This is a genomic window from Cellulophaga sp. RHA19, from assembly GCF_002813425.1.
In the GTDB taxonomy this organism is placed as follows: domain Bacteria; phylum Bacteroidota; class Bacteroidia; order Flavobacteriales; family Flavobacteriaceae; genus Cellulophaga.
This window is the reverse complement of sequence record NZ_PHUL01000001.1, coordinates 2,521,386-2,546,936: the sequence shown is the minus strand read 5'-3', so window position 1 is coordinate 2,546,936 and position 25,551 is coordinate 2,521,386. Positions and strand designations below refer to the sequence as shown.

Annotated in this window: 23 protein-coding genes; 12 read left to right on the top strand and 11 right to left on the bottom strand. The window is 30.5% G+C overall.

Annotated elements, in window-relative coordinates:
- The first annotated feature begins 76 nt into the window (after nt 1-76).
- The 10 genes from AX016_RS11210 (at nt 77) to AX016_RS11165 (ending at nt 9,586) form a co-directional block, all read left to right on the top strand.
- Complete coding sequence (locus AX016_RS11210) at nt 77-868, top strand: 3-keto-disaccharide hydrolase (protein WP_100895694.1); 792 nt, start codon at nt 77-79, stop codon at nt 866-868.
- Between the two features lie 29 nt (nt 869-897).
- Nucleotides 898-2,016 (top strand): hypothetical protein, encoded by a 1,119-nt coding sequence (locus AX016_RS11205; protein WP_100895693.1) that lies wholly within the window; start codon nt 898-900, stop codon nt 2,014-2,016.
- Nucleotides 2,017-2,036: 20 nt separating this feature from the next.
- Complete coding sequence (locus tag AX016_RS11200; RefSeq protein ID WP_100895692.1) at nt 2,037-2,570, top strand: hypothetical protein; 534 nt, start codon at nt 2,037-2,039, stop codon at nt 2,568-2,570.
- 154 nt (nt 2,571-2,724) lie between these two features.
- Nucleotides 2,725-3,633 (top strand): hypothetical protein, encoded by a 909-nt coding sequence (locus AX016_RS11195; RefSeq protein ID WP_100895691.1) that lies wholly within the window; start codon nt 2,725-2,727, stop codon nt 3,631-3,633.
- 63 nt (nt 3,634-3,696) lie between these two features.
- On the top strand, nt 3,697-4,800 hold the full coding sequence (locus AX016_RS11190) for a toxin-antitoxin system YwqK family antitoxin (protein ID WP_100895690.1): 1,104 nt from the start codon (nt 3,697-3,699) through the stop codon (nt 4,798-4,800).
- A 45-nt stretch (nt 4,801-4,845) separates the two neighbouring features.
- The gene (locus AX016_RS11185) at nt 4,846-5,793 is read left to right on the top strand and encodes a tRNA dihydrouridine synthase (protein WP_100895689.1); all 948 of its coding nucleotides are present in this window, start codon (nt 4,846-4,848) and stop codon (nt 5,791-5,793) included.
- A 211-nt stretch (nt 5,794-6,004) separates the two neighbouring features.
- Nucleotides 6,005-6,325, top strand: coding sequence for a hypothetical protein (locus AX016_RS17205; protein WP_157811123.1), 321 nt, complete (start codon nt 6,005-6,007; stop codon nt 6,323-6,325).
- Nucleotides 6,326-6,549: 224 nt separating this feature from the next.
- Nucleotides 6,550-7,641: a DUF6688 domain-containing protein gene (locus AX016_RS11175; RefSeq protein WP_100895687.1), complete on the top strand. Its 1,092-nt coding sequence runs from the start codon at nt 6,550-6,552 to the stop codon at nt 7,639-7,641.
- A gap of 23 nt (nt 7,642-7,664) precedes the next feature.
- Entirely contained in the window at nt 7,665-8,936 is a 1,272-nt protein-coding gene (locus tag AX016_RS11170) for a hypothetical protein (RefSeq protein ID WP_100895686.1), read from the top strand.
- A gap of 17 nt (nt 8,937-8,953) precedes the next feature.
- Nucleotides 8,954-9,586, top strand: coding sequence for a hypothetical protein (locus tag AX016_RS11165; protein ID WP_100895685.1), 633 nt, complete (start codon nt 8,954-8,956; stop codon nt 9,584-9,586).
- Nucleotides 9,587-9,662: 76 nt separating this feature from the next.
- Here the strand turns inward: AX016_RS11165 and AX016_RS11160 are convergent, their stop codons facing one another.
- On the bottom strand, nt 9,663-10,214 hold the full coding sequence (locus AX016_RS11160) for a DUF6515 family protein (protein ID WP_100895684.1): 552 nt from the start codon (nt 10,212-10,214) through the stop codon (nt 9,663-9,665).
- Between the two features lie 108 nt (nt 10,215-10,322).
- Entirely contained in the window at nt 10,323-11,309 is a 987-nt protein-coding gene (locus tag AX016_RS11155; RefSeq protein WP_100895683.1) for a hypothetical protein, read from the bottom strand.
- Nucleotides 11,310-11,447: 138 nt separating this feature from the next.
- Between AX016_RS11155 and AX016_RS11150 the strand changes: the two genes are divergently transcribed.
- Both AX016_RS11150 and AX016_RS11145 read left to right on the top strand, forming a co-directional pair.
- A complete protein-coding gene (locus AX016_RS11150; RefSeq protein WP_100895682.1) occupies nt 11,448-13,217 on the top strand; it encodes a TrkH family potassium uptake protein in 1,770 nt (589 codons plus the stop codon).
- Nucleotides 13,218-13,223: 6 nt separating this feature from the next.
- A complete protein-coding gene (locus AX016_RS11145; protein WP_100895681.1) occupies nt 13,224-13,904 on the top strand; it encodes a potassium channel family protein in 681 nt (226 codons plus the stop codon).
- On the opposite strand, the gene AX016_RS11140 is transcribed toward AX016_RS11145, so the two are convergent.
- The 9 genes from AX016_RS11140 to AX016_RS11100 all read right to left on the bottom strand — a co-directional run bounded on the left by AX016_RS11140 (nt 13,905) and on the right by AX016_RS11100 (nt 25,475).
- Nucleotides 13,905-14,786: a DUF6268 family outer membrane beta-barrel protein gene (locus tag AX016_RS11140; protein ID WP_157811122.1), complete on the bottom strand. Its 882-nt coding sequence runs from the start codon at nt 14,784-14,786 to the stop codon at nt 13,905-13,907. It lies immediately after the preceding gene.
- 156 nt (nt 14,787-14,942) lie between these two features.
- On the bottom strand, nt 14,943-15,575 hold the full coding sequence (locus AX016_RS11135) for a Pycsar system effector family protein (RefSeq protein ID WP_100895679.1): 633 nt from the start codon (nt 15,573-15,575) through the stop codon (nt 14,943-14,945).
- A gap of 6 nt (nt 15,576-15,581) precedes the next feature.
- Nucleotides 15,582-16,235 carry an NAD(P)H-hydrate epimerase gene (locus AX016_RS11130; protein WP_100895678.1) on the bottom strand — a complete coding sequence of 218 codons (654 nt, stop codon included), beginning with the start codon at nt 16,233-16,235 and terminating at the stop codon, nt 15,582-15,584.
- 2 nt (nt 16,236-16,237) lie between these two features.
- Nucleotides 16,238-16,963, bottom strand: a complete 726-nt coding sequence (locus AX016_RS11125) for a hypothetical protein (RefSeq protein ID WP_157811121.1) — start codon at nt 16,961-16,963, stop codon at nt 16,238-16,240.
- Nucleotides 16,964-16,984: 21 nt separating this feature from the next.
- Complete coding sequence (locus tag AX016_RS11120; protein ID WP_100895676.1) at nt 16,985-18,598, bottom strand: glutamate synthase-related protein; 1,614 nt, start codon at nt 18,596-18,598, stop codon at nt 16,985-16,987.
- Nucleotides 18,599-18,841: 243 nt separating this feature from the next.
- On the bottom strand, nt 18,842-19,204 hold the full coding sequence (locus AX016_RS11115; RefSeq protein WP_100895675.1) for a hypothetical protein: 363 nt from the start codon (nt 19,202-19,204) through the stop codon (nt 18,842-18,844).
- A 132-nt stretch (nt 19,205-19,336) separates the two neighbouring features.
- The gene (locus AX016_RS11110) at nt 19,337-21,253 is read right to left on the bottom strand and encodes an OmpA family protein (protein WP_100896852.1); all 1,917 of its coding nucleotides are present in this window, start codon (nt 21,251-21,253) and stop codon (nt 19,337-19,339) included.
- Nucleotides 21,254-21,263: 10 nt separating this feature from the next.
- Nucleotides 21,264-22,187, bottom strand: coding sequence for a PorP/SprF family type IX secretion system membrane protein (locus AX016_RS11105; RefSeq protein WP_100895674.1), 924 nt, complete (start codon nt 22,185-22,187; stop codon nt 21,264-21,266).
- A gap of 36 nt (nt 22,188-22,223) precedes the next feature.
- Nucleotides 22,224-25,475 (bottom strand): Ig-like domain-containing protein, encoded by a 3,252-nt coding sequence (locus AX016_RS11100; protein WP_100895673.1) that lies wholly within the window; start codon nt 25,473-25,475, stop codon nt 22,224-22,226.
- Nucleotides 25,476-25,551 lie beyond the last annotated feature (76 nt).

Sequence of the window (25,551 nt, the reverse complement as noted above, 5' to 3'; positions counted from 1 at the left end):
CTTCTAATACATAAATATTTATATTTAGCTACATAAATAAACACCATAACTTATACCCATTAAAAAAAACTCCATAATGAAAACAGTAAAAACGTGCTTAACAGTACTTATAATAGTAATTGCCATTTCTTGTGGTAGTAAAAAAGTAAAAAGTGATAAAGGAGAATGGCGTAGTTTATTTAATGGCAAGGATTTAAGCGGGTGGACTCCTAAATTAAATCACCACGTTACGGGAGATAATTATGCAAATACCTTTAGAGTAACCAATGGTACTATAGCTGTAAATTATGACGATTACACAACTTTTGATAAGCGTAATGGACATTTATTCTACAATGAGCCATTTTCATCATATCATCTTAAATTTGAATATAAGTTTACAGACCAATGGTTAAGAGATGCTCCTAAATTTACGTACAGAAACAGCGGTATTATGTTTCACTCTCAAGATCCTAAAACTATTTTAAAAGAACAAGACTGGCCAATATCAATAGAATACCAAATACTTGCAGAGGAAAAAGAAGGTGAACCAAGACCTACAGGTAATATGTGTTCTCCTGGTACAGATATAGTTTTTAAAGGAAAAGAAGATGCTCGCCACTGTATTAGATCTACTTCTAAAACATTTAAATGGGACCAATGGGTACAAGGTGAACTTATTGTTTACAGAGACTCTCTAATTATACACAAAGTTAATGGCGTAAAGGTTTTAGAATATACCAAACCAAAAATTGGTGGCGGTGTTGTACACGGTTATAATCCAGAACTTAAAATTGATGGCACTCCCCTAACCAGTGGCTATATTGCACTACAAGCAGAAGGCCAAGGCATAGCTTTTAAAAATATTATGATTAAAGAACTAGAATAAATGCTCTTTTAAACTTAATGTAAAACAAAATGAAATTCTACATAAAATTAACTTTAGCACTAACTTGTATTTTCCTTTTAAGTGGTTGCCTAAATCTAGACTTAAATTTAAGGTTTGATACTTTTTATATAACCCCTGAACTAGAAGACACGCTAAAAATACCTACTGATGAGGACATTAAAAATTTAATTTCTGAACCATCAGTTTGTAGATATGTAACCGAAGAAGATAGAAAACTATTAGTTCCTATAAATTTTAGAGCTTTTAAAAGTACTGTTGGTAAATACAGAGTTAAGGTAGGAGATTTAGTAATTACCGAAGAGGTTAATAAGTATAATCCAATACGATTTTTAACCCAAGAAGAAGATTTTAGATCTGATGGGATGAGAAATACTTTTTTGTTTTTTTTACCTAGTGAAGATTCATTAGCTATAACTAAAGAAAAATTAATAAAGCAACACAATAGGATTGATTATGCAGATAGTACAAGTATAATACCTGGTTTAGAGTTAATACACTTTAAATACAATAGGTTAAAAAAAGGATTTGACCTTTTTCATAGTCAAAAAATACCAGGTTTTAATAAAGACATTACAGATACTGAAATTTTATATGAAAGTATTGACATACTACGTATGGCAAAACATTTAAATGATAAAAACCAAAAAGAACTAAATTGGGAAAAACTAGACAATGTTGTTCCGTTACATTTTCCAAGGTATTTTAGTAATTCTCTTATAGATACTATAATTGTGAACACCAAAAGGCAACCTAAAAATTTTAGGTACACTTACGAACCTAATAAGTTAGATTTTGAATTTTCAATTGTTAAAGATTCATCTTTAGTTAAATTATTAAAAGACTTAAAGCAAACGCCAGTTAAAAAAGAAATCAAAATAAAAAATAAATACACTAAAGAATCTTTACGTGTTCTTAAAGATCAAATTAGTTACTCATCAGACTATATTGAAATTTTACACACAGAAGATACAAATACGTTTATTATAGATGATGGTTTTGAGAACATTATTTTATCTTTTTTACCAGATAAAGAGCTTTTATTTTTTTTAGAGAACGACAATTCGGGCTATTATAATGATGAAATTTATTATAAATATTTTAAAGAAGTACTGCTTACTAAATTATAATTAAATACAGTGAATTTAATATGCCTTTAGATTTAATTTATACCAAAACAGACAAGTTTATTTTATCTAAAATTACTACTAGTTATAAAGTTTGGCAAGACAAATTATATTACTACAAAACCTCATTAAACTTTACAAATTTAGAAGAATTAGTCATTTTTTTAAAGGTTGATTATAAACTATCTGATAAAAATAAATCAGAAATATTTAACTATGTAAACAATAGTAACCAAGATTTTTTTGAGTTATCTGTACTTGATAATAACATAAGTATTAAGCAAATACATTTACAACTATTAAAATCTAAAGATACCCTTATACATTGGGAAGATTGGTTTTATATATTTAGTAAAACAAGTACAAACCATTACCATTTATGGGTTTTTCTTGGCGGTATTGCAAACCAGGTTAGAGAAATAAGATTGAATGCTGCACAAGTTAGTGAGTGGGAAGATTTAGGTATTACTTATATAAAAGCATTAGCAACAGATCTACAGTTAAGAGATTCAAAAATTTACAAAGAAGCTATAAATAAAAATAATAGGGTTTTATAATTCTAAGAACATCATCATTCAAAAATACAATAATACCTTACGAATATTAATTGGCTAATTACCGCTCAGGGTAATATACTTAATATTGATAGTTGTAATAGTTCTTTCATTAAAAAACAATGCTAGAACTAAATAACAATCAAAATTAAATCCAATGATAAAAAAAATTATAATTGCTCTTATTATTACTCTGGTTATTTCTTGTAAAAAGACTAGTACTAATGATAAAATAGTTGAATTAGAAAAAGTAATTAAAAAAGAAAAAATAAGAAGTAGTACCAAAGAAAGACAAAATGAAAGATTAAATAATACTATTGCTGGTCTAAGAGATGAAATAGCTAAAAATAAGGAAACTGAAGAGTCTAAAAATTCAATAATAGCAGAATCTATTGACATTTTAACTGATAAAAAACAAATGATTCAGCATCTCTTTGATAGTTTTGATCTAGATAATAGTGATGCACGTAGAGGTATTGCAGTTAGCTATTTTTTTTACTCTTACAATGGGTTTTCTGATTTTGAAACAAAAAGCGAATATTATTCTTATATAGTTTCTAAAATTGATAGAAGTCCAGAAAGTTTAAAAAAAATATTTACTCCACAAGTTAAAGATAATATTTACAAGCTTTTTGAAAATAATAAAATTTATAAAAACTCTGGTGCAGAGGCTATGTTAAAATCCTCATTATTAATTTATGATGATATTGGAGAAAATGAATATATACTGAAAGAAATATATTCTATGGCCAAAGAAGGTAATAATATTGAAATTGATGACTTTATTTCTAAAACTGTAGATGATAGCATTTTAAAAGAATTAAAAACTATTTTAAAGTATGAAAACTACTCTACCTATAAAAAAGAAACTTATTTAACAACTGATTTAAAAACTGAAGACAGATTAACTTATTTATATACATTTTGGGCTAGAAGACATCATGAAGGTAATGCAGATTATGTTTATGAGTTACTTAAAGAGTTTCATATTAATGTAACTACAGAACAACTTGAACCAGAAGAATTAGATGTAGATGAACTAAACGCAGAGAGTTTAGAATATTAACTTGTTCTAGCCAAAAAATTAAATAACAGAAAACAAACTAACATTTAGTTAAAAAAAATTATTATGAAAAACATTGTACTAATACTAACCTTTTTGCTTGCTGTAACTACAAATGCACAAGTAAACTACCTAATGTGGGAAAACGTAGATACACAACGTTTTGGTAAGGAAACATTATTTAAAACAGACAATAAACTTTTAAATGGAAGCTACAAAATTGCAGAAAACAGTGGTGCATATACAGAGGTAACGTTTGCAAATGGTAAAATGGTAGGCACTAAAAAAAACTATGATTTTTCTGGTAATTTAGAACAAGAAATGGTTTTTGATGAAAACGGAAAAGCCAATGGTAAAAGTACATCATACTACACTAACGGTGATGTTTTTGAGGATTTTAATTATAAAAACGGACTTAAAGATGGTGAGTGGAAAACCTTTGACAAAAAAGGAAAAGTACAACGTTTAGAAAATTACAAAAAAGACTTAAAAGACGGCAAGTGGGTTACCTATTTAAAGGATGGGAATACGGGTACTAAATTGGTAGAAACATCTTTTTACAATGCTGATAAAGCAACAGGAAAATGGTCTCAAAAAACAGAAGACAACCGTGTAATTTGGGAAAAAGAGTATAGTGCACCCAAAAATTATATTAAAAAAGAATATTACCCAAATGGTAAACTAACTTCTGTAGAAACATATATAAACAATAAAAAAGATGGTAGTAGTAAATATTATAGCTCTGCCGGACTTTTACTGAGTGAAAGAACATATGCTGCTAGCTATCCAATAACAGAAACTAGTTTTTATGATAATGGCAATAAAAAAGAAGTAGTAAACTCCAAAGACGGTTATAAAGATGGTTTGTACCAAAAATATTCTAAAACCGGAAATCTTGTTACAGAAGGTGATTTTAAAATAGGATATAAATCTGGCGAGTGGAAATACTACAATAGTGATGATATGCTAGAAACAACCTATACATATATAAATGGAAGAAGAAACGGAATTGCTAAAACATATAATGAAGCTGCAAAAGTAGAAAGTGAAGGATTGTATAAGAATGATGAAAAAACAGGCGTGTGGAAATATTATAAATTAAATGGTAAAATTTCTAAAGAAGTTGAGTACAAAAATGATAAAGTAGTTTCAGAGAAGACTTATAACTAAAAAAGAGGTTTGCAAAAGTTTATATTTGCTGCTTAAAAGCAATTAATGTCATACCAACTATTATCATCCCCGTTACAAGGGTTTACAGATTATAACTTTAGAAATGCTCACCAAAAGTTTTTTGGTGGCATAGATACGTATTATGCGCCTTACATTAGGTTTAATAAAAAAATGGTGATAAAAGGTTCTTATCAAAGAGACTTAAATCCGGAGGTAAATACATCTTTAAACCTTATACCACAGGTAATGACAGCAGATGCAGACCAATTTATATTTGCTATAAAATACATACAGTCTTTAGGGTATAAAGAGCTTAATTGGAATTTAGGTTGCCCCTATCCTATGGTTACAAATAGTGGTATGGGATCTGGACTTATTTGTAATCCAGAGAAAATAGACCATATTTTAGATCGTGCACATAGTGAAACAGATGTTACCGTGTCTATGAAAATGAGATTAGGATACGAGAATAGTAACGAAATACTAGAATCTTTTTCTGTACTAGATAAATATCCTCTAAAAAGTATTGCTATACACGCCAGGTTAGGCAAACAATTATATAAAGGCGGTGTAGATTTAGAAGGTTTTCAAAAATGTGTAGATGTTGCCAAACATACATTGTATTATAATGGCGATATAACAACAGTGGCTCAATTTAAAAAAATGAAAGAACAGTTCCCTAGCATACAACATTTTATGATTGGGCGTGGATTAATTGCAGATCCGTTTTTACCAAGTATGATAAAAAACAACACAACAGAATATCCTAAAAATAAATGGCAAATTTTTAAAGAATTTCACGATACTATTTACCATCAGTATGATGAATTACTATCTGGACCAACACCAATAAAAATGAAAATGTTAGGTTTTTGGGAGTTCTTTTCATTAGCAACTAACAACCCCAAAAAAACATACAAAGCAATAAAAAAAGCTGGCAACCAATTTAAGTACAAACAAGCTGTAGCTGATATTATTAAAGAACAAAGATAGAATTTAAATAAACACCTAATGTAATTTGAAATTTACTGCTTATAAATACAGAATTATTAAAGAAAAACTTTCTATAACAAAACAAATAGTTTATTCTAGTTTTGTTCTTTTTGTTTTCGGGTTGATAATACTTTTTTTAAATACTAAATTTCCATTAACCGATAATATTCTGCCAATAATTGCTCCCATATTTATAATTTCTATTCTATTTTTGGGTTTAGCACATATATATCAATTTTATGATTATGAATTAATTAACTGTGCAAAGGAAGGACACATAGAGTTTAGTACTAACGAGTTTATTATTGATTACAATAACAAAATTAACTATGAAGATGTTACTGACTTAAAGATTAATATAGATGCCTATTACGGACAAACTATAAACCAGTATTACGAAAATCCTATAGAAAAGAAGAGCTTAGGCGTAAAAAATACAATAGTTATAGCTACCTGGGATAAATCTTTTACGTATAACTTTAAATTAGATCACGCCATACATACAAAAGAACTAAAAAAAAACAATTTTTAATTTAGTCTTAAGTGAAAAATTAGGTATCAAAGATGCCAAAAAGCATATTAAATTAATACCTTCAGATTTTAACAAAACTGAAGATTATAAAGCATTTGTTATTAAGCAAATAACCTCTAAAAAAATTAATTGTACAGAAGGCATACTGTTACACGGTTATAGAACAGATAAAGAAGCAAAAGAGCTAAGAAGCAAGTATTGTGTTTAATTAAAAAGAAAAGCTTATGTCAATGATTATCCCTTTACTACTTATTTTATTTTTTGTCCTCATATTTTTTACTGTTAAAGCATTAAAAAAGAATAAAAAAGGCATAAGTAATATAGAGGTTACTGTATTTGTTTTGTATTTGCTTTCTTTTCTTTTGTTTGCTCTGGGTATACTTACACATATACACCAGCATACAGAAGCCATAGACCCTATAGACCCAGAATGTTATATACCGTTTGGCGGCAAACACATACTAACTCTTATTGTTTATTTTATTTTCTTTAATATCTCTGCTGGTTTTATATGGATTAAAGGCCGTAAACTACCTCCGTTATCGCTTGTATTATTCTTAGTTTTTTTAATAATCGGCATATGTATTAATACTGCTATACTTATACAAATAACCCATCATAACTTAGATAGCTTTGGCATTTATGCTGAAAACACAGGTACATTCTTATTTGTATTTACACCTGCTATAAGTTTAATTATTGCCGTAGGACTTCTGTTAAAAGTAATTAAAGAAGAAAAAATACAGGCTAAAAACAAAGTGTACAAAAATAAGTTTCTTAATAGTTGCAATACCTTTTTAGCTAGTAGATTTAACGAGTCCGTTTGGGCATTACTACTTTTTATTCCTGTTTTTATTATTGTTACAGTAATATTACTATTATTTGGACAAGATGTAAACTCTATTACCAAGGTTTTTACAGAAACTACTACTTGGGCTTTTTCACAAAAAATGCACCCTCCTATTCTAGACCATAAAGGTCATTATTTATGCACTGTAGCTGCTAAAGGAGATCCCAAAATTGTAAAGCCTATTCGTTTAGGTAAAAGACATAAGAATACTATTATTGTAAACAGACAATTACAAATTGCCAATGCTTTTGAAGAAATGATTACTGATATATCTCCTGGCTTACACTCTTTTATCAGAAAAAATTATGACAAGTATGGCTATAATCTTTCTTTAAAAATTAACTCAAAAATGGGGTCTAACATCACCTATATTTTAATGAAACCCTTAGAGTGGATCTTTTTAATATCATTATACCTACTATGTGTTAATCCAGAAAAAAAGATTAATAATCAGTATAAAATGTAACTGTAAAACTAACCAAAGTACCTATGAAAAACATAATACTAGTAACTCTCTTCTTATTTATAACTATACTCAAGGGTAATGCGCAGAGTATTGAAGAAATTGTTAACGATAAAGCTTCTGCTACTTGTAATTGTATAGAAAAAATTGAGTACATAGATAGTCAAGCAGATTTTGAAATAAAGCTAAAATCTTGTGCAGCGCTTAGTACAAAAGACTCTACAAAGGTAATTAAACAAACTACTTTTAAGGAATATGATAAACTTTTACAATCTAAATTATTTGAAAATTGTAATGCTATAGAAACTAAATTAACAAAACTTAGAGAAAGTTACTTAATTACTAATATGGACTCTTTATATAACACAGAAAAACAATATAAAAACATAGAAGAAGACTTACTTGGTAGTTATGGCTTATCTTTTGGTAATAGATCTCCAGAAGGTAGCCCAACGCTATTTCTTTACCATAATAATAGATATGTGATAGCTTCTTTTGGAGAAGTACAAACAGGTACTTGGCGCGTAGTAAAAGAAAAGTATTTGCACTTAAACCCTAATAAAGCTAAATATCCATTTAGTGTATATGGTCGTTACAATCCTAGTATTGGAGACTCTACTAAAACTTCTTTTTTGGGTGATAGATTTAGCTATAGAACACTTATTACGTACAGTAAAACTAATGAAAGCCCAGTAAACCTAACTCCTATTTTTAATAAAGATGCCAATTGTTTTGATTTTCCTTATGTGCACAAAACAACTAGTGTACCCCAACAAATATCTTTAGCATTTAATCAATCTTATGAGACATCTGAAAATCAAGAAATAACACTATATAACTTTAAAAACAATACTAATTTTAATGACTTTATTATTTTTGAATATACAAGAGCAGAAAATAAAATGCCCATAAGAGTTTTAATAGATGGTAATAAATTAGTCTTTGGGGAGCATCAAATAACACAAAAATCTCCTTTGCCAAAACCAGGCTCAGAAAATGACAATTTCATAAAAAAAATGTCTGCACTTAACTTTACTCCCAAAACTATATATTACAACTTTGGGTATAAAGAGTTTAAAAGCGAAGAAATAAACTCTAAAAGTTACAAGTACAATAAAAAGCTAAATAATTATAAATACAAAGGAAAAGTTCCATCTACTTACGAAGAAGAAACAAGCGATTATCATAACTTTTTACAAGTAAATAAATATGAAATGTTAGAAAATGTAACACAAGAACAAAAGCAATTTAAAATAGATAAAAGGTCTATAAATTATACTGTTTGCGATAAAAAATAAGCGATAAAAAAGATAAAATGGGATTAACTATTACAAGCGGCATTTTAGCTGACTTTATAAAAAATGAACCTGATGGCTATGAGGCTTATAAAGCTGAATTTGATCAAGTAAATAAGCTACTAGAATTAAATGGCTATAAACCACACATAGAACCAGACAAATTAGATGTAGAGCCTATACATATTGGCGGTTTCCCTTATTCTTTTCTTCATTATTTAAGACGATTTTTTGCGTATCATATGAATGATGAAAATTGGACTCCTACTCCTTTTGATAAAAATTTAGATCCTGCAGCAGATGCTATTGTAGAAGAAGAATCATCTATGTTTTATAGTCATCTTTTAGTTCACTCAGACTGCGCAGGGTATTACATTCCTATAGATTTGGAAGATGTAATTTTTGATACAGAAGAAATTAACGTGCCTGGAGCTATGATTGGTTCTTCTTATGGTTTGTTAACAGATTTAAAAAGCGTTGCAAAAAAGTTAGGTGTACAACTAAATGAAAATTTAGAAGTACAAAACAAAGAAACACTCTATAAAACCATTGATAATCAAGGTGATTTTTGGATAGAAAAAATAGTTTGGCTAACACTTTTTGAAGCTGCCAACTACAGCATAAAAAACAAGACAGCTATTGTTTTTAATTAATAAATGATATGTATAAAAAAGCCTCAATATAATTAATATTGAGGCTTTTACTATTTTAAAAAGTTAAACTGAAAAACTATAAACTACCCACAACTTTAAATGCTTTACCATTTGGTGTAATTACAATCTCATACAGTTTACCGTCGTAACTATAGTATTCTTTATTATCTATATAAACAGCGTCTGCCTCATCTGGTAAACTATAAACAATAGCGTCTGTAGGAGCTTCTACCACTTTATAATTACTACCAGATTTTATGTAAAAAGTACCTCCAAAATAATAGTATGGTTTATTTCTAATTACTACTTTTCTATATCCTGTAGGTATTGTTTTTATTTTTAATCCTATTGGTGGCGTAACAGCAACATAACGCCCATTATTATGCCTGTAATAATTACCATTAGCATAGTGGTAATTTACTCCGTTTCTTTTTACCACAACTGTTTTTGCTGGTAACGTACGTACAACTCTTACTTTAGGTTTTGGAGTTTTGTAAACAACCTTAGTTTTAGTTACTGTTGTTTTGGTTACTGCTTTTTTAGATGACCTACTTTGCGCATTAGCAGAAAATGCAATAAAAAATACAACTAAAGCAGCAACAACTATTTTTTTAATTTTAAAATCCATAATCTCTCTATTTTAAAGTTAACTACTATTTGGACTCTAAAAAAGAATTATGGTTTAAGTGTACCACTTATAAAAATATGTTAAAGGAGTGTGTAAAACTATATTTAATTATAGTAATTTTTCTTTTTCTATCTCTAATATTTCTGCTCTCGTAAGGTGCTCTTTTAAAGGTACAAATGCTATGTGTTGCGCCTGCTTTTTATAAATATTCCAGTACAGAACAACATATCCGTTTATTGGTGACACATATACTCCTTTTTTAGCCTCTTCTATTTCTCTTTTTGTTCTTTTATTCTCTGTATATTCTACCCAAATAACCCTATTAAAGTCGGACTTGTTTACTAATGTACCAAAATAATTACTTAGTATTAATTTAGGCTGTGTCTCTTTCAAATACCTATGTATTGTTGTTTTAACATATTCATCTATAGATTTAAAACCAACTTCATCTTTATTAAGTTTTATATCTTTTAGTACCCACTCACTGTGCTCTTTTTCTATATGATGTATTAAGCCAGCATAGGTATCATTTAAAAACATTAATTTTAAATTAAAACTATGGTAATAACCAAATTTATCTGTGTCTTCTTTACTAAATAAATCTAAAAAATACTGTTCTTTCTGTGCTATTTCTGTTTCTGAGTATTCTTCATCAAAAACCAGCTCAACAACATCATAGCTCCATTTTAAACTAACTCCTAGAGCTAACATTTTATCTTCTATTACAGCTTGTGATGCTACCACTTCTTGTTTTTGCATATAAGATTGATGAAAAGACAAACCGTCTGGATACATAGATTTAACATCTTTTTGATCTGCAATTTTTCCCGCATCAAAAGTTAAATACATTTCTATTTTTGGATTTTCAACTTCATAAATTACAGCCTTAAAACAATTAGGATTCATAGTTGCTGTATTAAAAAACCTATATAAATCTTTGTGTTTTAATGTAGTACCATAATTCGCATTTAAAAAAGCATTTAAATTTTTGGTTGCCATTTTCTCAGACAGCATATATTTATATTTTAATGTGTAAAATAATACAACAAGTAAAACTAAAATACCAATAACAATCTCTTTAAATCCAATATCCATAACAACAAATATAATGTAACAATTACTCTAGATCTTCCCTGTAAATAGTGATTTTATAATTTAGTTTTTTATTAAGACTACTAGATTTTTTAAGTTTTACCTTTGTTATAAATATTTAAAATAAATCTACTACTCATTTTGAATTTTTTAAATAATTACAAACAGTACTTTAAACAACTATACCGTATTACTTTTATATGTAGTGTAATTGGTTTGTTCCTTTTTGTTATAGATTTTGGGTATAACAAATCTCCGCAATTACAGTACGTTTTTAATGTCTACTACTTTATAGTTATAACATTAGGTATTTTAGCCACACTGTTACGCTATATTAAGCGACATAAGACTATAAAACATGGCGTTCTTATTTTTGATAGTGCTACAATACTTATCACCTTAACCATTTTATATGCTCATTTTTTAGGCGAAGAAGCACACAAACATATTTCTTTTTTATATAATGACACGTGTGTTAAATTTGCGATTATACTAACTTTTATAAGAGAATTTTCAGAGCAAAATGTAAACTATAAACGTACCGTATTTAATCCTGCACAGCTTTTTATAATTAGCTTTTTAGGTATTATTTTTATAGGTACATTGTTGTTAATGTTACCTAATGCAACCTATACCAGCATCTCTTTTTTAGATGCTCTTTTTACGGCCACTAGTTCGGTTTGCGTTACAGGTTTAATTGTTGTAGATACAGGCAGTTATTTTACCACATTTGGGCAAGCCATAATATTATGTCTTATACAAGCAGGTGGTATTGGTATACTTACCGTTGCTAGTTATTTTAGTTATTTTTTTAAAGGTAGTGCTAGTTATGAAAATCAGCTTTCTTTAAGTGATATTACTGGTGCTTCTAAGTTAGGAAAAGTATTTTCTACTCTTAAACGTATTTTAGTAATTACATTTTCTATAGAGATTTTAGCAACTTTATTAATCTATAGTAGTGTAGATAAAACATTGTTTAGTTCTTTTTTTGAACGTTGTTTTTTCTCTCTTTTTCATTCTATTTCTGCATTTTGTAACGCTGGTTTTTCTACGTTATCAAATAGTTTATACCAAACAGGGTTTAAACACAATTATATGCTTCATAGCATTTTAATTGCTTCTTTTGTTTTAGGTGGATTGGGTTTTCCTATAGTCGTAAATTTAATTAAATACCTAAAGTACTTTTTTGTTAGAAAATTATTTTATTTATCAGGAAAAACAGAAACTCATAAACCTTGGGTGTTAAATATTAATAGTCGTATTACACTAGTTACAACCATTTCCTTAACGGTTATTGGTACTATTATTTTTTATATTAATGAATATAACAATACGTTAAAAGAACATAGCGGTATTGGTAAGTTTGTAACTGCTTTATTTGGTGCTACCACACCTAGAACTGCTGGTTTTAATACAGTAGATATGTCTGCCTTAAACTTTTCTACCATTATGCTAATCTTTTTACTAATGTGGATTGGTGCTTCTCCATCATCTACAGGGGGTGGTATAAAAACAAATACTTTTGCTATTGCCACACTTAACTTTTTAAGTTTAGCTAAAGGTAAATCTAAAATAGAAGTTTTTAGAAGAGAAATTGCAGAGGTCTCTGTACGTAGAGCTTTTGCTGTTATATCCCTATCACTATTAGTTATAGGATCTGGAATTATACTAGTTTCTATTTTTGATAGCGAAAAAAAACTGTTAGACATTGCCTTTGAGTGCTTTTCCGCTTACAGCACTGCAGGCTTAAGTCTTGGTATTACAGCGGATTTAAGTGCGCCTAGTAAACTTGTTATTATTGGCATAATGTTTATTGGTAGAGTAAGTATGCTTACACTACTTATTGCTTTGGTTAAAAAAACCAAACACAGAAATTACAAATACCCAACTGAAGAATTGACTATAAATTAAACTAAAATGAAATATATAATTGTAGGATTAGGAAGTTTTGGTGCTTCTATTGCCATAAAACTAACAGAACAAGGTAACGAGGTTATTGGTATAGATACTAATATGAACCGTGTAGATATGTACAAAGAAAGTATATCTCATTGTATTTGTATGGATGCTACAGATGAGCACACTGTATCTGGACTACCTTTAAAAGATACAGATTTGGTTGTTGTTGCCATTGGCGAAAATAAAGGTGCCAACATTATGGCTACTGCTTTATTTAAAAATTTACAAGTAAAACGATTAATTAGTAGAGCTATAGATTCTTTACATGAAAAAGTTTTACACGCTATTGGGATTGATGAAATTGTACACCCAGAAGAAGAATCTGCAGAAAGATGGGCTAAAAAACTATGTTTAAAAGGTGTTTTAAACTCTTTTGAACTTAATGATGATTTTAGTATTGTTGAAGCAGAATTACCTTTAAAATACGATGGTAAAACCATTAGAGAAATTAATATTAGAAAAAAATATAACTTGCTTGTTTTAACAACAATAGCTAATAAAGAGGTAAAAAGCATTGTGGGTAAAACTAAAAATATCACTAAAGTTAAAGGTGTTGCCAACCCAGATAATGTACTTAACAAAGATGATATTTTAGTAATTTACGGTAGCAATAAAGACATTAAAATGTTTTTAGATTAACTATCTTCTAATACGTATTCCTGTACCAAAATAGATGGTGTTTTTTTTATCTACGGTAGACACCTTATCGTTGTCTTTATTTCTTAACTCAGCTGCCTCCATAAGTACGCCAGAAAAATTACAAAAAAGTTCTAGGTGCTCTTTTATTTTAAACTCGTAGCGCAATCCTCCTAAAATAAGAGATACATTTATTTTTTTTGCTAAATCTTCTTCATTATTAACGGGCAATCCTTCTTGTATATTAGCAGTAAAACCATCTAACTCTGTTACCAATTTTAGTCTAGATTTTTTAGAGATATGATATTGTATGTTAGACTTAGGAACACCTAAATTATAAGACCACTTTGGATGAAACTTACGGTAATAACTAATAAATGGTAAAGGAAAAGAAATACCTCTGTTTTGAGAATATGAAACTCCAACTATTAAACGGTAGGGTTTGTCTATTGTAGTATCATCTCTTTTATCATTAATAAATACTACATCTCCTGCAAAAACAGCATCCTCAAAAGTAATTTTACTACCTAAATTAGAGCTAAAACCTGGTGTAAAACGCACACCCAAGCGCCAATCATTCTTTAATTTTTTAATGTATGCTAAATTAAATTCTAGCATTTGAAAATCCTGAATAATGTCTGAATTAAACTCTGCTATTTCAGGGTCAAAAGACATTTCTATATTACTGTAGTCTAACCCTAATAATAAATAATTACTATTCTTAAGTTCTATTGGATAATTAACGGCTGCTCTTGCACGACTGTAACCAAAATTAGAACTACCTCTAGGTAAAACTTTATATTCTATTCTTGCAAAATCTGATATTTGTGCAGACACGGTTACAAAACACAATAACATTACAAACAACAGACTTTTACTCCTCATTTAAATTTATTAAATTATTACTATGACCTATAAACCTTGTAAAGTTATTAATAATAAATGACTAAGTATGTTCCTATTTACAACTCATTACTTGATACAGGCAACATTTTGTCAAATTCTATAACAATGACCACAAGGTATTATAAAAAAAAAGCTTTAGACAAAGTAATTACCAAACATTAAATGACAAGCAATAAAACCTATCACGGCTAAAATAATGCCGACTAAAAAAATGTGAAAAGAGGATCTTAAAAGCTTAAATTTTCTATCAATGGTCTTCCCCAAATGAAATGTATCTCTTGCTATGGTCTTATATAGCTCATCACCTTTGTACATTAAACTAGTCAGTTCTTCTGTATATTCTTCTTCATTCATAGTATTAAAATTGCCATAGAACAATAAATTATTCGTGCTTTTACTACCGTGTGTAAGCTCTGGTCTTGTTGCAAAAACAGCATACCCTATAGAAATTAGGTTGGTAAGCAACATAATTGTAGCAGGAAAAATTAAATGCGGGTCTTTATCTAACTGGTTAAGTACAGTACCTAAAGTTATAGAAAGAATAAGTGCATTAATAGAAATGAGAATATTAGACTTTCTATCAATCATTGTGTTTAAGGTATACTGATTTTTAGACACCAAACGAAACAATGTTTCTGCACCGCGCTCAGAACGTGGCTCTACTTTTAAAAGCTTTTTCTTTAGCTCTTTTAGCTTCTCTTTATCAATACCCAATTCTTTTCGTAATTGCTTATCAATTTCTTTCGCTTTTTCTTTATCGTTTATCATATCACTTTATAAAGATATCAGTTGGTTTTCACTAAAATTAGGCATCTTAATATTAAAATGCTCATAAACCGACTTTGGAATTCCTATATCTGCTACAAACACTTCTACACCACTTGGCAATTTTTCTAGTATAGTTTTAGGAGCTGCCAAAGTCATTATTTGGTTTGCTTTAAAGCCAAATAGTTCTCCATCTTTAGAAATACCCACAGGAATATCTAAAGAAATTTTAAATGCCGATGATGTGTTTGCTAATGCGATACTCTTAATAAAAGCATCTGACAATGGCAATCTTTGAGAAAAACCCAAATAAGCATCTACCCAAATATCTGTCTTCTCAGGAATACCCTCTTTTGCTCCAAACAGTAATGCTTTTTTTAATTGTGCTTTAGGTAAATCTTTAGTGATAGAAACCGCTAAATCTAAATTAACATTAAAACCCCAAGCAGCAAGTCTACGTGCAGCTACTAATCCACCACCGCCATTATTTCCATTACCAATACCAATAGTAACTACATAGTTTTTTGTTGCTCTTTTAGCCACTAACCTAGCCAATTGTAAACCCGCATTTTCCATCATTAGAACAACAGACAAATTGTACTTTTCTACAGCCCAATAATCCATTTCTTTAAAAGCGTCTAAAGAAAGACTAGTTACTTGCATGCTTATTTTTTATAGGTATTTATGGCTTCAGTAAAAAACTTAACCACTTGCTCTTCATTAATTTTTGTGGTTGGTAACACTGCCCCTTTAAATCCGTCGTTTTTCCATTCGCCTAATGAAAGTGAATCAAACTTAGAAGTATCTAGCCCAGAGTGACCTTTGTAGCCACTAATATAAAAATAATGCTCGTTAACCATACTATCTGGCACAGCCAAGCCAAAACCTACAGCTATATCTTTGGTTAAACTGGCATAAGCACCAGAATCAAAATGATGTGGCCAAATTCGAATACTAGACTCCAAACCATTCATTTCTAATGTTTTCTCTATACTTAATTGCGTCAATGTTCTTAAATCTGTAAGCTCCTTTAATTTTGAAGCATTGAGTTTAAAGATGAAAGAATCATCAATTGAATACGGTAGATTATAATGAAAATCATATGTATATTTCTTTCCCAAAAACGTTTCTGAAGAATTACGTAGCCATTCCAATACCTGCTGATGTGTTTTTCCGTCTAACAAAATAGAAGCGTTTACTTTAGGCAAAATCCATTCTAATGAAAATGTAGCATAGTTTAAGGTCAACATATCTCCGTTTAAAGATAATGGATGCGTTTCTAAACGTTGTTTTTCAATTGAAAAACCAAGATTGGTATGACTATCATCTGACTTCTTCTCTAAAAAACTTATTCCTGCTGCGGCTAAATATTGTGCCGCTAAGTGCATCATTTTTTCCATTTTTTTATCTTTTTAGGCGTTAATACCAGCGTAGTTAATACCTGTTAGTTTATGCATATCATAATTAAAAGTAGATAAATCATCAAAGTTAAACTTAGAAATATCATCGTGACCACATGCTCTTGCTACTACTTTTATTAAATTGTTTGTTGCATCAAAATAATTGTGTAATTGCTTTGCTGAGGAGTCAATAATTAATCTACTACGTAACGATTCTTTTTGAGTAGCAATACCAACTGGACAGTTATTACTACCGCAAGCACGCATTCCTAAACAGCCAATAGCCTGTAAAGCAGAATTAGATACTGCAATGGCATCTGCGCCTAACATCATAGCTTTTGCAAAATCTTCTGCAATACGTAAACCTCCTGTTATCACTAAGGTTACATCTGTAGCACCTACTTTATTTAAATATTTACGGGCTCTTGCCAAAGCTGGAATTGTTGGAATGTTTATGTTATCTCTTAAAATAGTTGGAGCAGAGCCAGTCCCTCCTCCTCTACCATCTAAAATAATATAGTCTACGCCTACATCTAGTGCAAACTGTATGTCTTTTTCTATATGACTTGCTGCAATTTTAAACCCTATTGGAATACCACCAGTACGTTCTCTTACTTGCGCTGCAAAAACTTTAAAATCATCCACTCCGTGAAAATCTGGAAAAGTAGCAGGTGATATTGCTGTTTCACCCTCTTTTAAACCTCTAACTTCTGCAATTTCTTTACTTACCTTAGAACCTGGTAAATGTCCGCCAGTTCCTGTTTTAGCTCCTTGCCCACCTTTAAAATGAAACGCCTGCACATTGTCTAGCTTATCCCAAGAAAAGCCAAATTTTGCTGATGCAAGTTCATAAAAATATTTACTATTACTTTCTTGTTCTTGAGGCAACATACCTCCCTCACCAGAACAAATACCTGTACCAGCCAATTCTGCTCCTTTAGACAGTGCTATTTTGGCTTCTCTAGATAATGCTCCAAAGCTCATATCACTAACAAATAAAGGAATATCTAAACGCAAAGGCTTTTTAGCTTTAGGGCCAATAATTACTTTAGTTGCCACATTATCTTCATCTAGCAGCGGTCTACTTGCTAATTGCGCTGGTAAAAACTGAATATCGCTCCATTTTGGTAAGGTATTTCTATCTACTCCCATAGAGTCCGAAAAACCATGGTGCCCTAAATTCTTTAACCCGTTGGTAGCTAATTCTTTAATATAACCAGTGTATGGCTCTGTCTCTTCTGGGTGCGTATCTGCATAAGCTCCTAAATATGCATCTCTATTAAATGGTTGTGGACTATCTGTCAAATAAGCATTTATCTCTGCCTCATCTACAAAAAGATTATCTCCATCAATTTTTGTGGTAAACTTATGTAGTACCTCAGCATTATTATACTCAGACACTCCAGTATCAACTCTATAATCCCAACCATGAACACCACAAATAAGATTATGACCGTCTACGTGACCATCTGACATTAAAGCTCCTCTGTGCAAACATCTGCCGTACAATACAGAAATATCGTCATCAAATTTTACTATTACTAAATCCAATCCATTTACTAATGCGTGTTCTGGTTTTTTATTTTCTAAAGAGCTTACTTGGGCAAGTACAATTGGTTTTTTCATAGGTGGTTTGGTTGTAGGTATTATTAGTGGTTATTTTCTATTGCTTAATTTACAAAAAGAATATAAGATTGGACGAATATATAATAGAAACCTTTCAATACTAAAAACAAATCTTTAACAAACAATAAAAGCACCGCTTGTGCGATGCTTTTAATATAAAGTAACCTTTAAAACAACTATTTATTTAACTATTAAAAAACCAATTTTAATCTCAATTGTAATCTTACAACATCACTATTAAAATTACTTTTTTAATAACTCTTTCTGCTCTAATGCCTTATTATAATTTGCCTTAATTGTAGGATGACTATTAAAAAACCTTTTACCATTTTTACGCTTTAAAGTAACCTCAACATTACCATTTTTATTGGTATTTATATCCGTAACTACAACAGTAAGGTTTTTTAAACTCTTATAATTTGCAAGTCCACCACGTTTAATGATAAAGTTTTTTTTGGGTAAAATTAAATGTTGATAAGTAGCAGAAGATGCTTCTCCTATTCTAAGCTCTGTACCTACTTTAATGTCTGAATTTAAAGGTTTTGTATTTGCGTGTAAAACCACTACCAAACATAAACTCATTACTAATGTTATTATTTTTTTCATATTCTTAAAATTTTAGATTGAAAATAACAAAATGCAATAAAAAACACTAGTATTTTAAATATATTTTAACAAAGACAAAAGCACCGTAAAAACGGTGCTTTATATTCAAGATTTGAGGGGAACAGTCGTATTTTATTTTGCAACAATTATAAAATCAGATCTTCTGTTTATTAAATGCTCTTGTTCTGTACATTTAACACCGTTGCTACATTTATTTTTAAGTTTTATTTCGCCAAAACCATTGGCACTTTCTATGCGGTCTATATCTACACCTTTAGATATTAGGTATCTTCTGGTAGATTTTGCTCTATTGTCAGACAATTCTAAATTATAGGCATCTTTGCCTCTAGAGTCTGTATGCGATTCTATTTTTATTTTAGTCTTTGGAAATTCATTTAAAACAAAAAGCACCTTTTGTAATTCTATTTCTGCTCTTGGTGTAATGTCATACTTATCATAATCAAAATAAATAGGATCAACTTTTATTTTTTCTACGTTATCCTCCTTTACAATTAAGCTTTCAAAAGGTGTTAAAAACACTTTGTTATTTAAAGATGGTTCTTTAGGATTTTCTTGTGTTGCTATTGTTATTGTTTTTTTAGAATACTTATCCTTAGCAAATACAATTTTACTTGTTTGGTTACAAGGCAAAACAAAATTATAATAACCATTTACATCTGTTTTACTATTTTCTATTAGCGTATCATCTTCATCATAAATAGCAACTGATACTCGCTCTAATGGCTGTTGGGTTAGCTTATTATATACATTACCAGAGTACTCTAGACAGTTAACAGGTTTTGCTCCTTCAAAATGATAAATATCATCATCTCCCATACCACCATAACGGTTAGATGCTATGTAACCGCTGTTGGAAGCCATTTCTCTAATAAAAGAAAAATCGTCCATATTACTATTTATAGGTTTCCCCATATTTAGTGGTAATGAATACTCACTATTTGGTAGTATTTTAGATGCAAAAATATCTAAACCACCTAGTCCATAATGTCCGTCTGATGAAAAATACAACTCGTCCTTGTCTACAAAAGGAAACATTTCTCTACCCCTTGTATTTATAGTTGGCCCTAAATTAACAGGTTTACCCACCACATCTCCTGATGAAGATAATTCTACCATATAAATATCACTAGAACCATAACCACCATCCATATTTGATGTAAAATACAAATGCTGACCATCTGCACTTAATGCAGGATGACCACAAGAATAGTTTTTGCTATTGATACTTAAAGACATTACATTAATTAACTTATTATCTGCAATTGTACCCTTTAATATTTGCATATTAGATAACCCATCTGCATTGGCTGTAAGCTTATTTTTTTTGATAAAATTACGTGTAAAATATACAGTTCTTCCGTTGTTAGATATTGCTATGGTTGCATCATGAAAACTAGACTCCATATTTTCTAAAAACTTTTCTGGCACAAAATCTTGTTGCTTAGGGTTTGTAAAATACAAATCTAAATAAGGTTGTTTGTTCCAAGGATAAAGTTTGCTAGACTTAGCAGTGTCTCTTGCAGAGGCAAATACCAACCCTCTAGAATACATTGCGGGTGCAAAGTCTGACTTTGAGCTATTAAAAGGCATATTTTTAATAGTATATTTTGGTTTTGTCTTAGAAATGCTATCTAAATACGCCTTTTGTAATAAAATCATTTTTAGTTTAGTAGGGTTTGTATAATACTCTTTTAAAAGCTCATCTGCCCTATCTACATCCATACTAGCTTTTAAACTTTGTACTAGTTTTATAAGGTTGCTTTCACCTACTTCTTTTCCTTTTATGCTATATAACTTACCATACCAGTCTTTTGCATTTTGGTAATCGTTTATATTAAAATAACTATCTGCTAAACGTTGTATAACGTGTAGTGATGGTTTTCTTTTTTCTGATGCTACGCTCGAATATAATTTTATAGCTTCACTAAACTTAAAATCTTCAAAATAAACATCTGCTCTTTCCTCTTTACTTTGTGCTACAGATAATGAAGCAAAAAGTATACTTAAAATGAATAAACTTTTTTTCATATCTATATTTTTAAAAGAATCTTGGTGATAATGCTCTCTTTTTAGAATTGAAAACACTGTACTTTAAAATAACTTCATGAGATCCATTATTATAATCTCCTAAATCTGTTAACGTATAATCATATGCGTAACCAACAAATAATTCTTTGGTTATGTTAAAACCTGCTAGTGCACTAACGGCATCGTCATAACGGTAAGCTGCTCCTAAACTAAACTTTTCTTTTATTAAAAAATTACCAGAAACATCTACAGTAATTGGCGCTCCAGATACGTGCTTGGTTAAAATAGTTGGTTTAAACTTTAAATTGTTAGACAAATCAAACACATAACCACCCATTACGTAGTACTGACTTTTACGGTCTGTTACAACCTCATCATTATCTTTTAAAACAGACGAGTTAAAAAGATTTTGGGTAGATACACCTGCGTACCATTTTGTTCCGTACATAAATGCTCCTACTCCTAATACAGGACGTACATCTTTATTGTTTTCATTAAAAACAGGATCCATATTATCTTCATAAGATCCTTTAGACCAATCTATGTTTAAAATGTCTACACCAGCGTTTATACCTAATGATAGTTTAGTTACATAGCCTAGAGGCAGTTCATAAGCAAAATTACCGTTTACAGTAATGTTGTTAGATGCTCCTAGCTTATCATTAATAGCACTTAATCCTAAACCAACTTTTTCTCCAAATTTACCTTGTATAGAAAAAGACTGGTTGTTTGGTGCCCCTTCTAAACCTACCCATTGAGAGCGGTGTAAAATGGTTGCTTCTAATTTGCCACTTGTTCCTGTATAACCAGAGTTAAGTGCCATAGTGTTGTGCATATATTGTGTGTACTGCGGTGCTTGCTGTGCATTTGCAACACTTAATCCAAACAGACTAAGTAATAGCAGTGTATATTTTATATTTTTGGTTAACTTCATTTTGATACTAATTTGGGGTTGTTGTGTAGGTTAATTTTATCTTGCTATTTGCAGCCAGCCCTTAAGCGTTCTGTTTAACTCCGGAATAGCAATAATGTAATAGTAAGTACCAGATGGTAAATGGTCTCCTTTGATTAAAACACCATTTACATTGGCAACACCGTTCCAGTCGTTTCTGTAATTAACAGCTTCAAAAACTTGGTTACCGTTTCTGTTAAAGATTTGTACTGTATTAGACGCATAGTCTTCAATACATTTTACTTTAAAAAAATCGTTATAACCATCATTGTTTGGTGAAAACTCATTGTAAACAAATAAGCAAAATTCTTCACCTAAAACCTCTCCACAAGAAATGACTCCTACTTCTAACGTTTCTTGTTCAGATGTACATCCTGTAGCACCATCATAAGTAACTGTAATTTCTGTATTTGATAAATCTTCCCAAGTAACAGTTACAAAGCTATCTGTACTTGTACCACCTTCTGTTATTGTACCTCCAGTAACTGTCCAAACATAATTTTGCTTGCCTGTTTCTGTAGTATACATATAGGAATCTTCTAAACAGGCTTCTTCAAAAATACCTGTAATTGTAGCTTGTTCTGCTTCTTCTATTGTAATAGTTATTGCTAACCTATCATCACTCTCACATCCAGATGTTAAGTTTGCTACATAGTATGTTGTACCATCTTCCAAAACTGTATCAGAAGCTAGCATTGTACCTCCTGTTTCTGCATCATAATAAACAACAGCCGTTTCGTTTATCTGTATATCTGCCAAGGTAGCATTACTTGTGCTACAAAATTCTTGTGCAGTGTTACTCGTTGTTGGTGCAGGTTGTGTAAAGGTTACTGTAATAGCTAATCTTGTACTACTTTCACAACCATTTTCTGTATTAGCAACATAATATGTTGTACCATCTACTAAAGCTGTAGAAGGATCTAACATTGTACCTCCTGTTTCTGCGTCATAAAAAACAACACTAGTTTCATTAACTTGTAAGTCTCCAACTACAGGATTGTTTGCTTCGCAGAAAACTTGCGTAGTGCTTGTAGTAGTTGGCGCAGGTGTATCTAATATTGTTACTGTAATTTGTATACGCGGTAATACAGATAAAGGAACATTTAAAAGTCCTACATAGTAAGTACCACCATCTGTTAATACTGTATTAGCATCTACCGTTGCACTGCCTAATAGGCTATCAAAAAACACAACATTATTACCATTTACATCTAAATCTAGTAACGTTGCATTATCAGAAGCGCAAAAAACCTGATTTAAATTATCTAGTATAAAATCTGGAATTGTAACTATAACATCATCTGTAATACTACAAAGACCTCCTGATATAAAAACTTCTAATAAATTATCTATATCTGATAAAAGATCTGTACCATCTACTGCAATATTAAATTCTAAGTTAGCATCCAATATACCTGTGTAAGTTGTACCGTTTAGCGCAACAGTAATTTCATCACCAGCATTAACATCTCCTGTTACAGAACCTGTAATATTTGTTGCTGGGTTTACCTGGAAAATATTAATTAAGTTAGCTAAGCTAATATCTGTATCTAAAGTAACATCTACTGCTGTACTTGCAGAATCTACTATAGTTACTTCTACAGGTTTTAAATCGCCATCTGCATTTTTACAACCAGCAAGATTATCTGTACTACCTACATAAAAAGTATAGGGACTATTAACATCTGTTAAACCCGTAATAGATAATACTCCGTTTTCATCTATATTATAAGTTGCACCGTTTAAAACCATACCATCTGTAATTGGCATTGTTTCTGCGCTGTCTAAAAACCAATTATATGTTGCATCTATAGCACTAGAAGGTACTAATACAACTGTACTTTGTGAACATATAGGGTTTTCATTACCAATTACGGTAATATCTGCAGCTGTAGGTGTTGCTATTACATTAACAGGAACCTCTACTCTAGCAGATTCTTCTGGACAACCGATATGAGCAGATGCTACATAGTAAGTTGCACTACTGTTTAAAGCAGGAGTAGTAAATGTATCTCCAGAATTTACAGTTGCTAGTAAATTACCACCTGTTTCTGCATCATACCAACGTAATTCTACTGTTGCACCTTGTGCCGTAGCTACTAGGTCTGCTGTAGAGTCACTACATATATTTATATCTGTAGTAGATGTAGATAAAATTGGTTGCTCTGGAGCTCTATAAATATCATAAATACGTATTTGTTGACCAACAGCTACGTTTAATAACGAAGACAAACTAACGGTAACCCTATTAACAGATTCTCCTGGCTTAAACGCTAATACTGTACTATTTCCACTCTGTAATAATCCTAGTAAGTCTAAAGACAACAAGCTTGATGCATCTGAAGTATAAACTTGCTCTGTACCATTACTTGCACTAATACTTACATTGTTTAATAAGCCTAAATTAACAAGAGAAGGGTCTACAGCTAAACGTATATATATAACATCGTCTTGGTCTGAACCCGAATCAAAATAAATAGTTTGCTGTATGCTTGCAGCAACATCTAAAACTCCTAATCCTAATTCTGAGTAGGTTGATGCATCGCCATCTAAAGCAAAGTTAGGATTTGCAACACCTGCACCTCCTAAATTTAATAGGTCTAAAGATATTCCGCTACCACTAAAAGAAGTATAACTTGGTAAGCCGCAACCAGCTGTTCCTGTAGTATAGTAAGACTCATAAACACCTAATTGCCTAGTGTTGTTTAACCCTATTAAAGATCCCATAGAATTGTCAATACGTATTCTATTATATTCTTGGTCTGGTGTAACTGCTAAAAAATAGTTATTGTCTTTGTCTGCAACCACACGAACATCTTCTGTAGAAAAGCCATTAGTTGCATTAGAAAATTTTTCTAATACAGTAACTGCATTATTTTGTGCTTTTACAGCAAACTCCTGGTTACCTAAAAGTAAAACACCTGTAATGTCTGATAACAGACCTCCTAAACTACCACCCAATAGACTAGACAGTATATCGTCTTGAGTTTCTATTTTAGTGTAACTTGTAGTATTTGCAGGTAAATTTGTAGGGTACTGCAACTCTAAATGTCCTGTGTAAGCACCTATACCTACAAGTATTCCGGAGCTAGCATTTATGTCTGCTTTAGTTAATAAATTACCGTCTACTGCATTATTGGCATTGTCTACCCTATCTTGTATAGGAATTGTTGTAGCGTAATTTTTTGTTTGTGATTTTAAATTTGTGGTAAGCGCGAGTAAGACTCCCACAAAAATGATTCTAATTTTCTGGGGTAAAATTATTTTCATTTAGTTAGATTTTGGTTAAGAACTAATTTGGTATAGTTATAACGTAACCTAGCTCATAAGTATTCTCCACTTATTG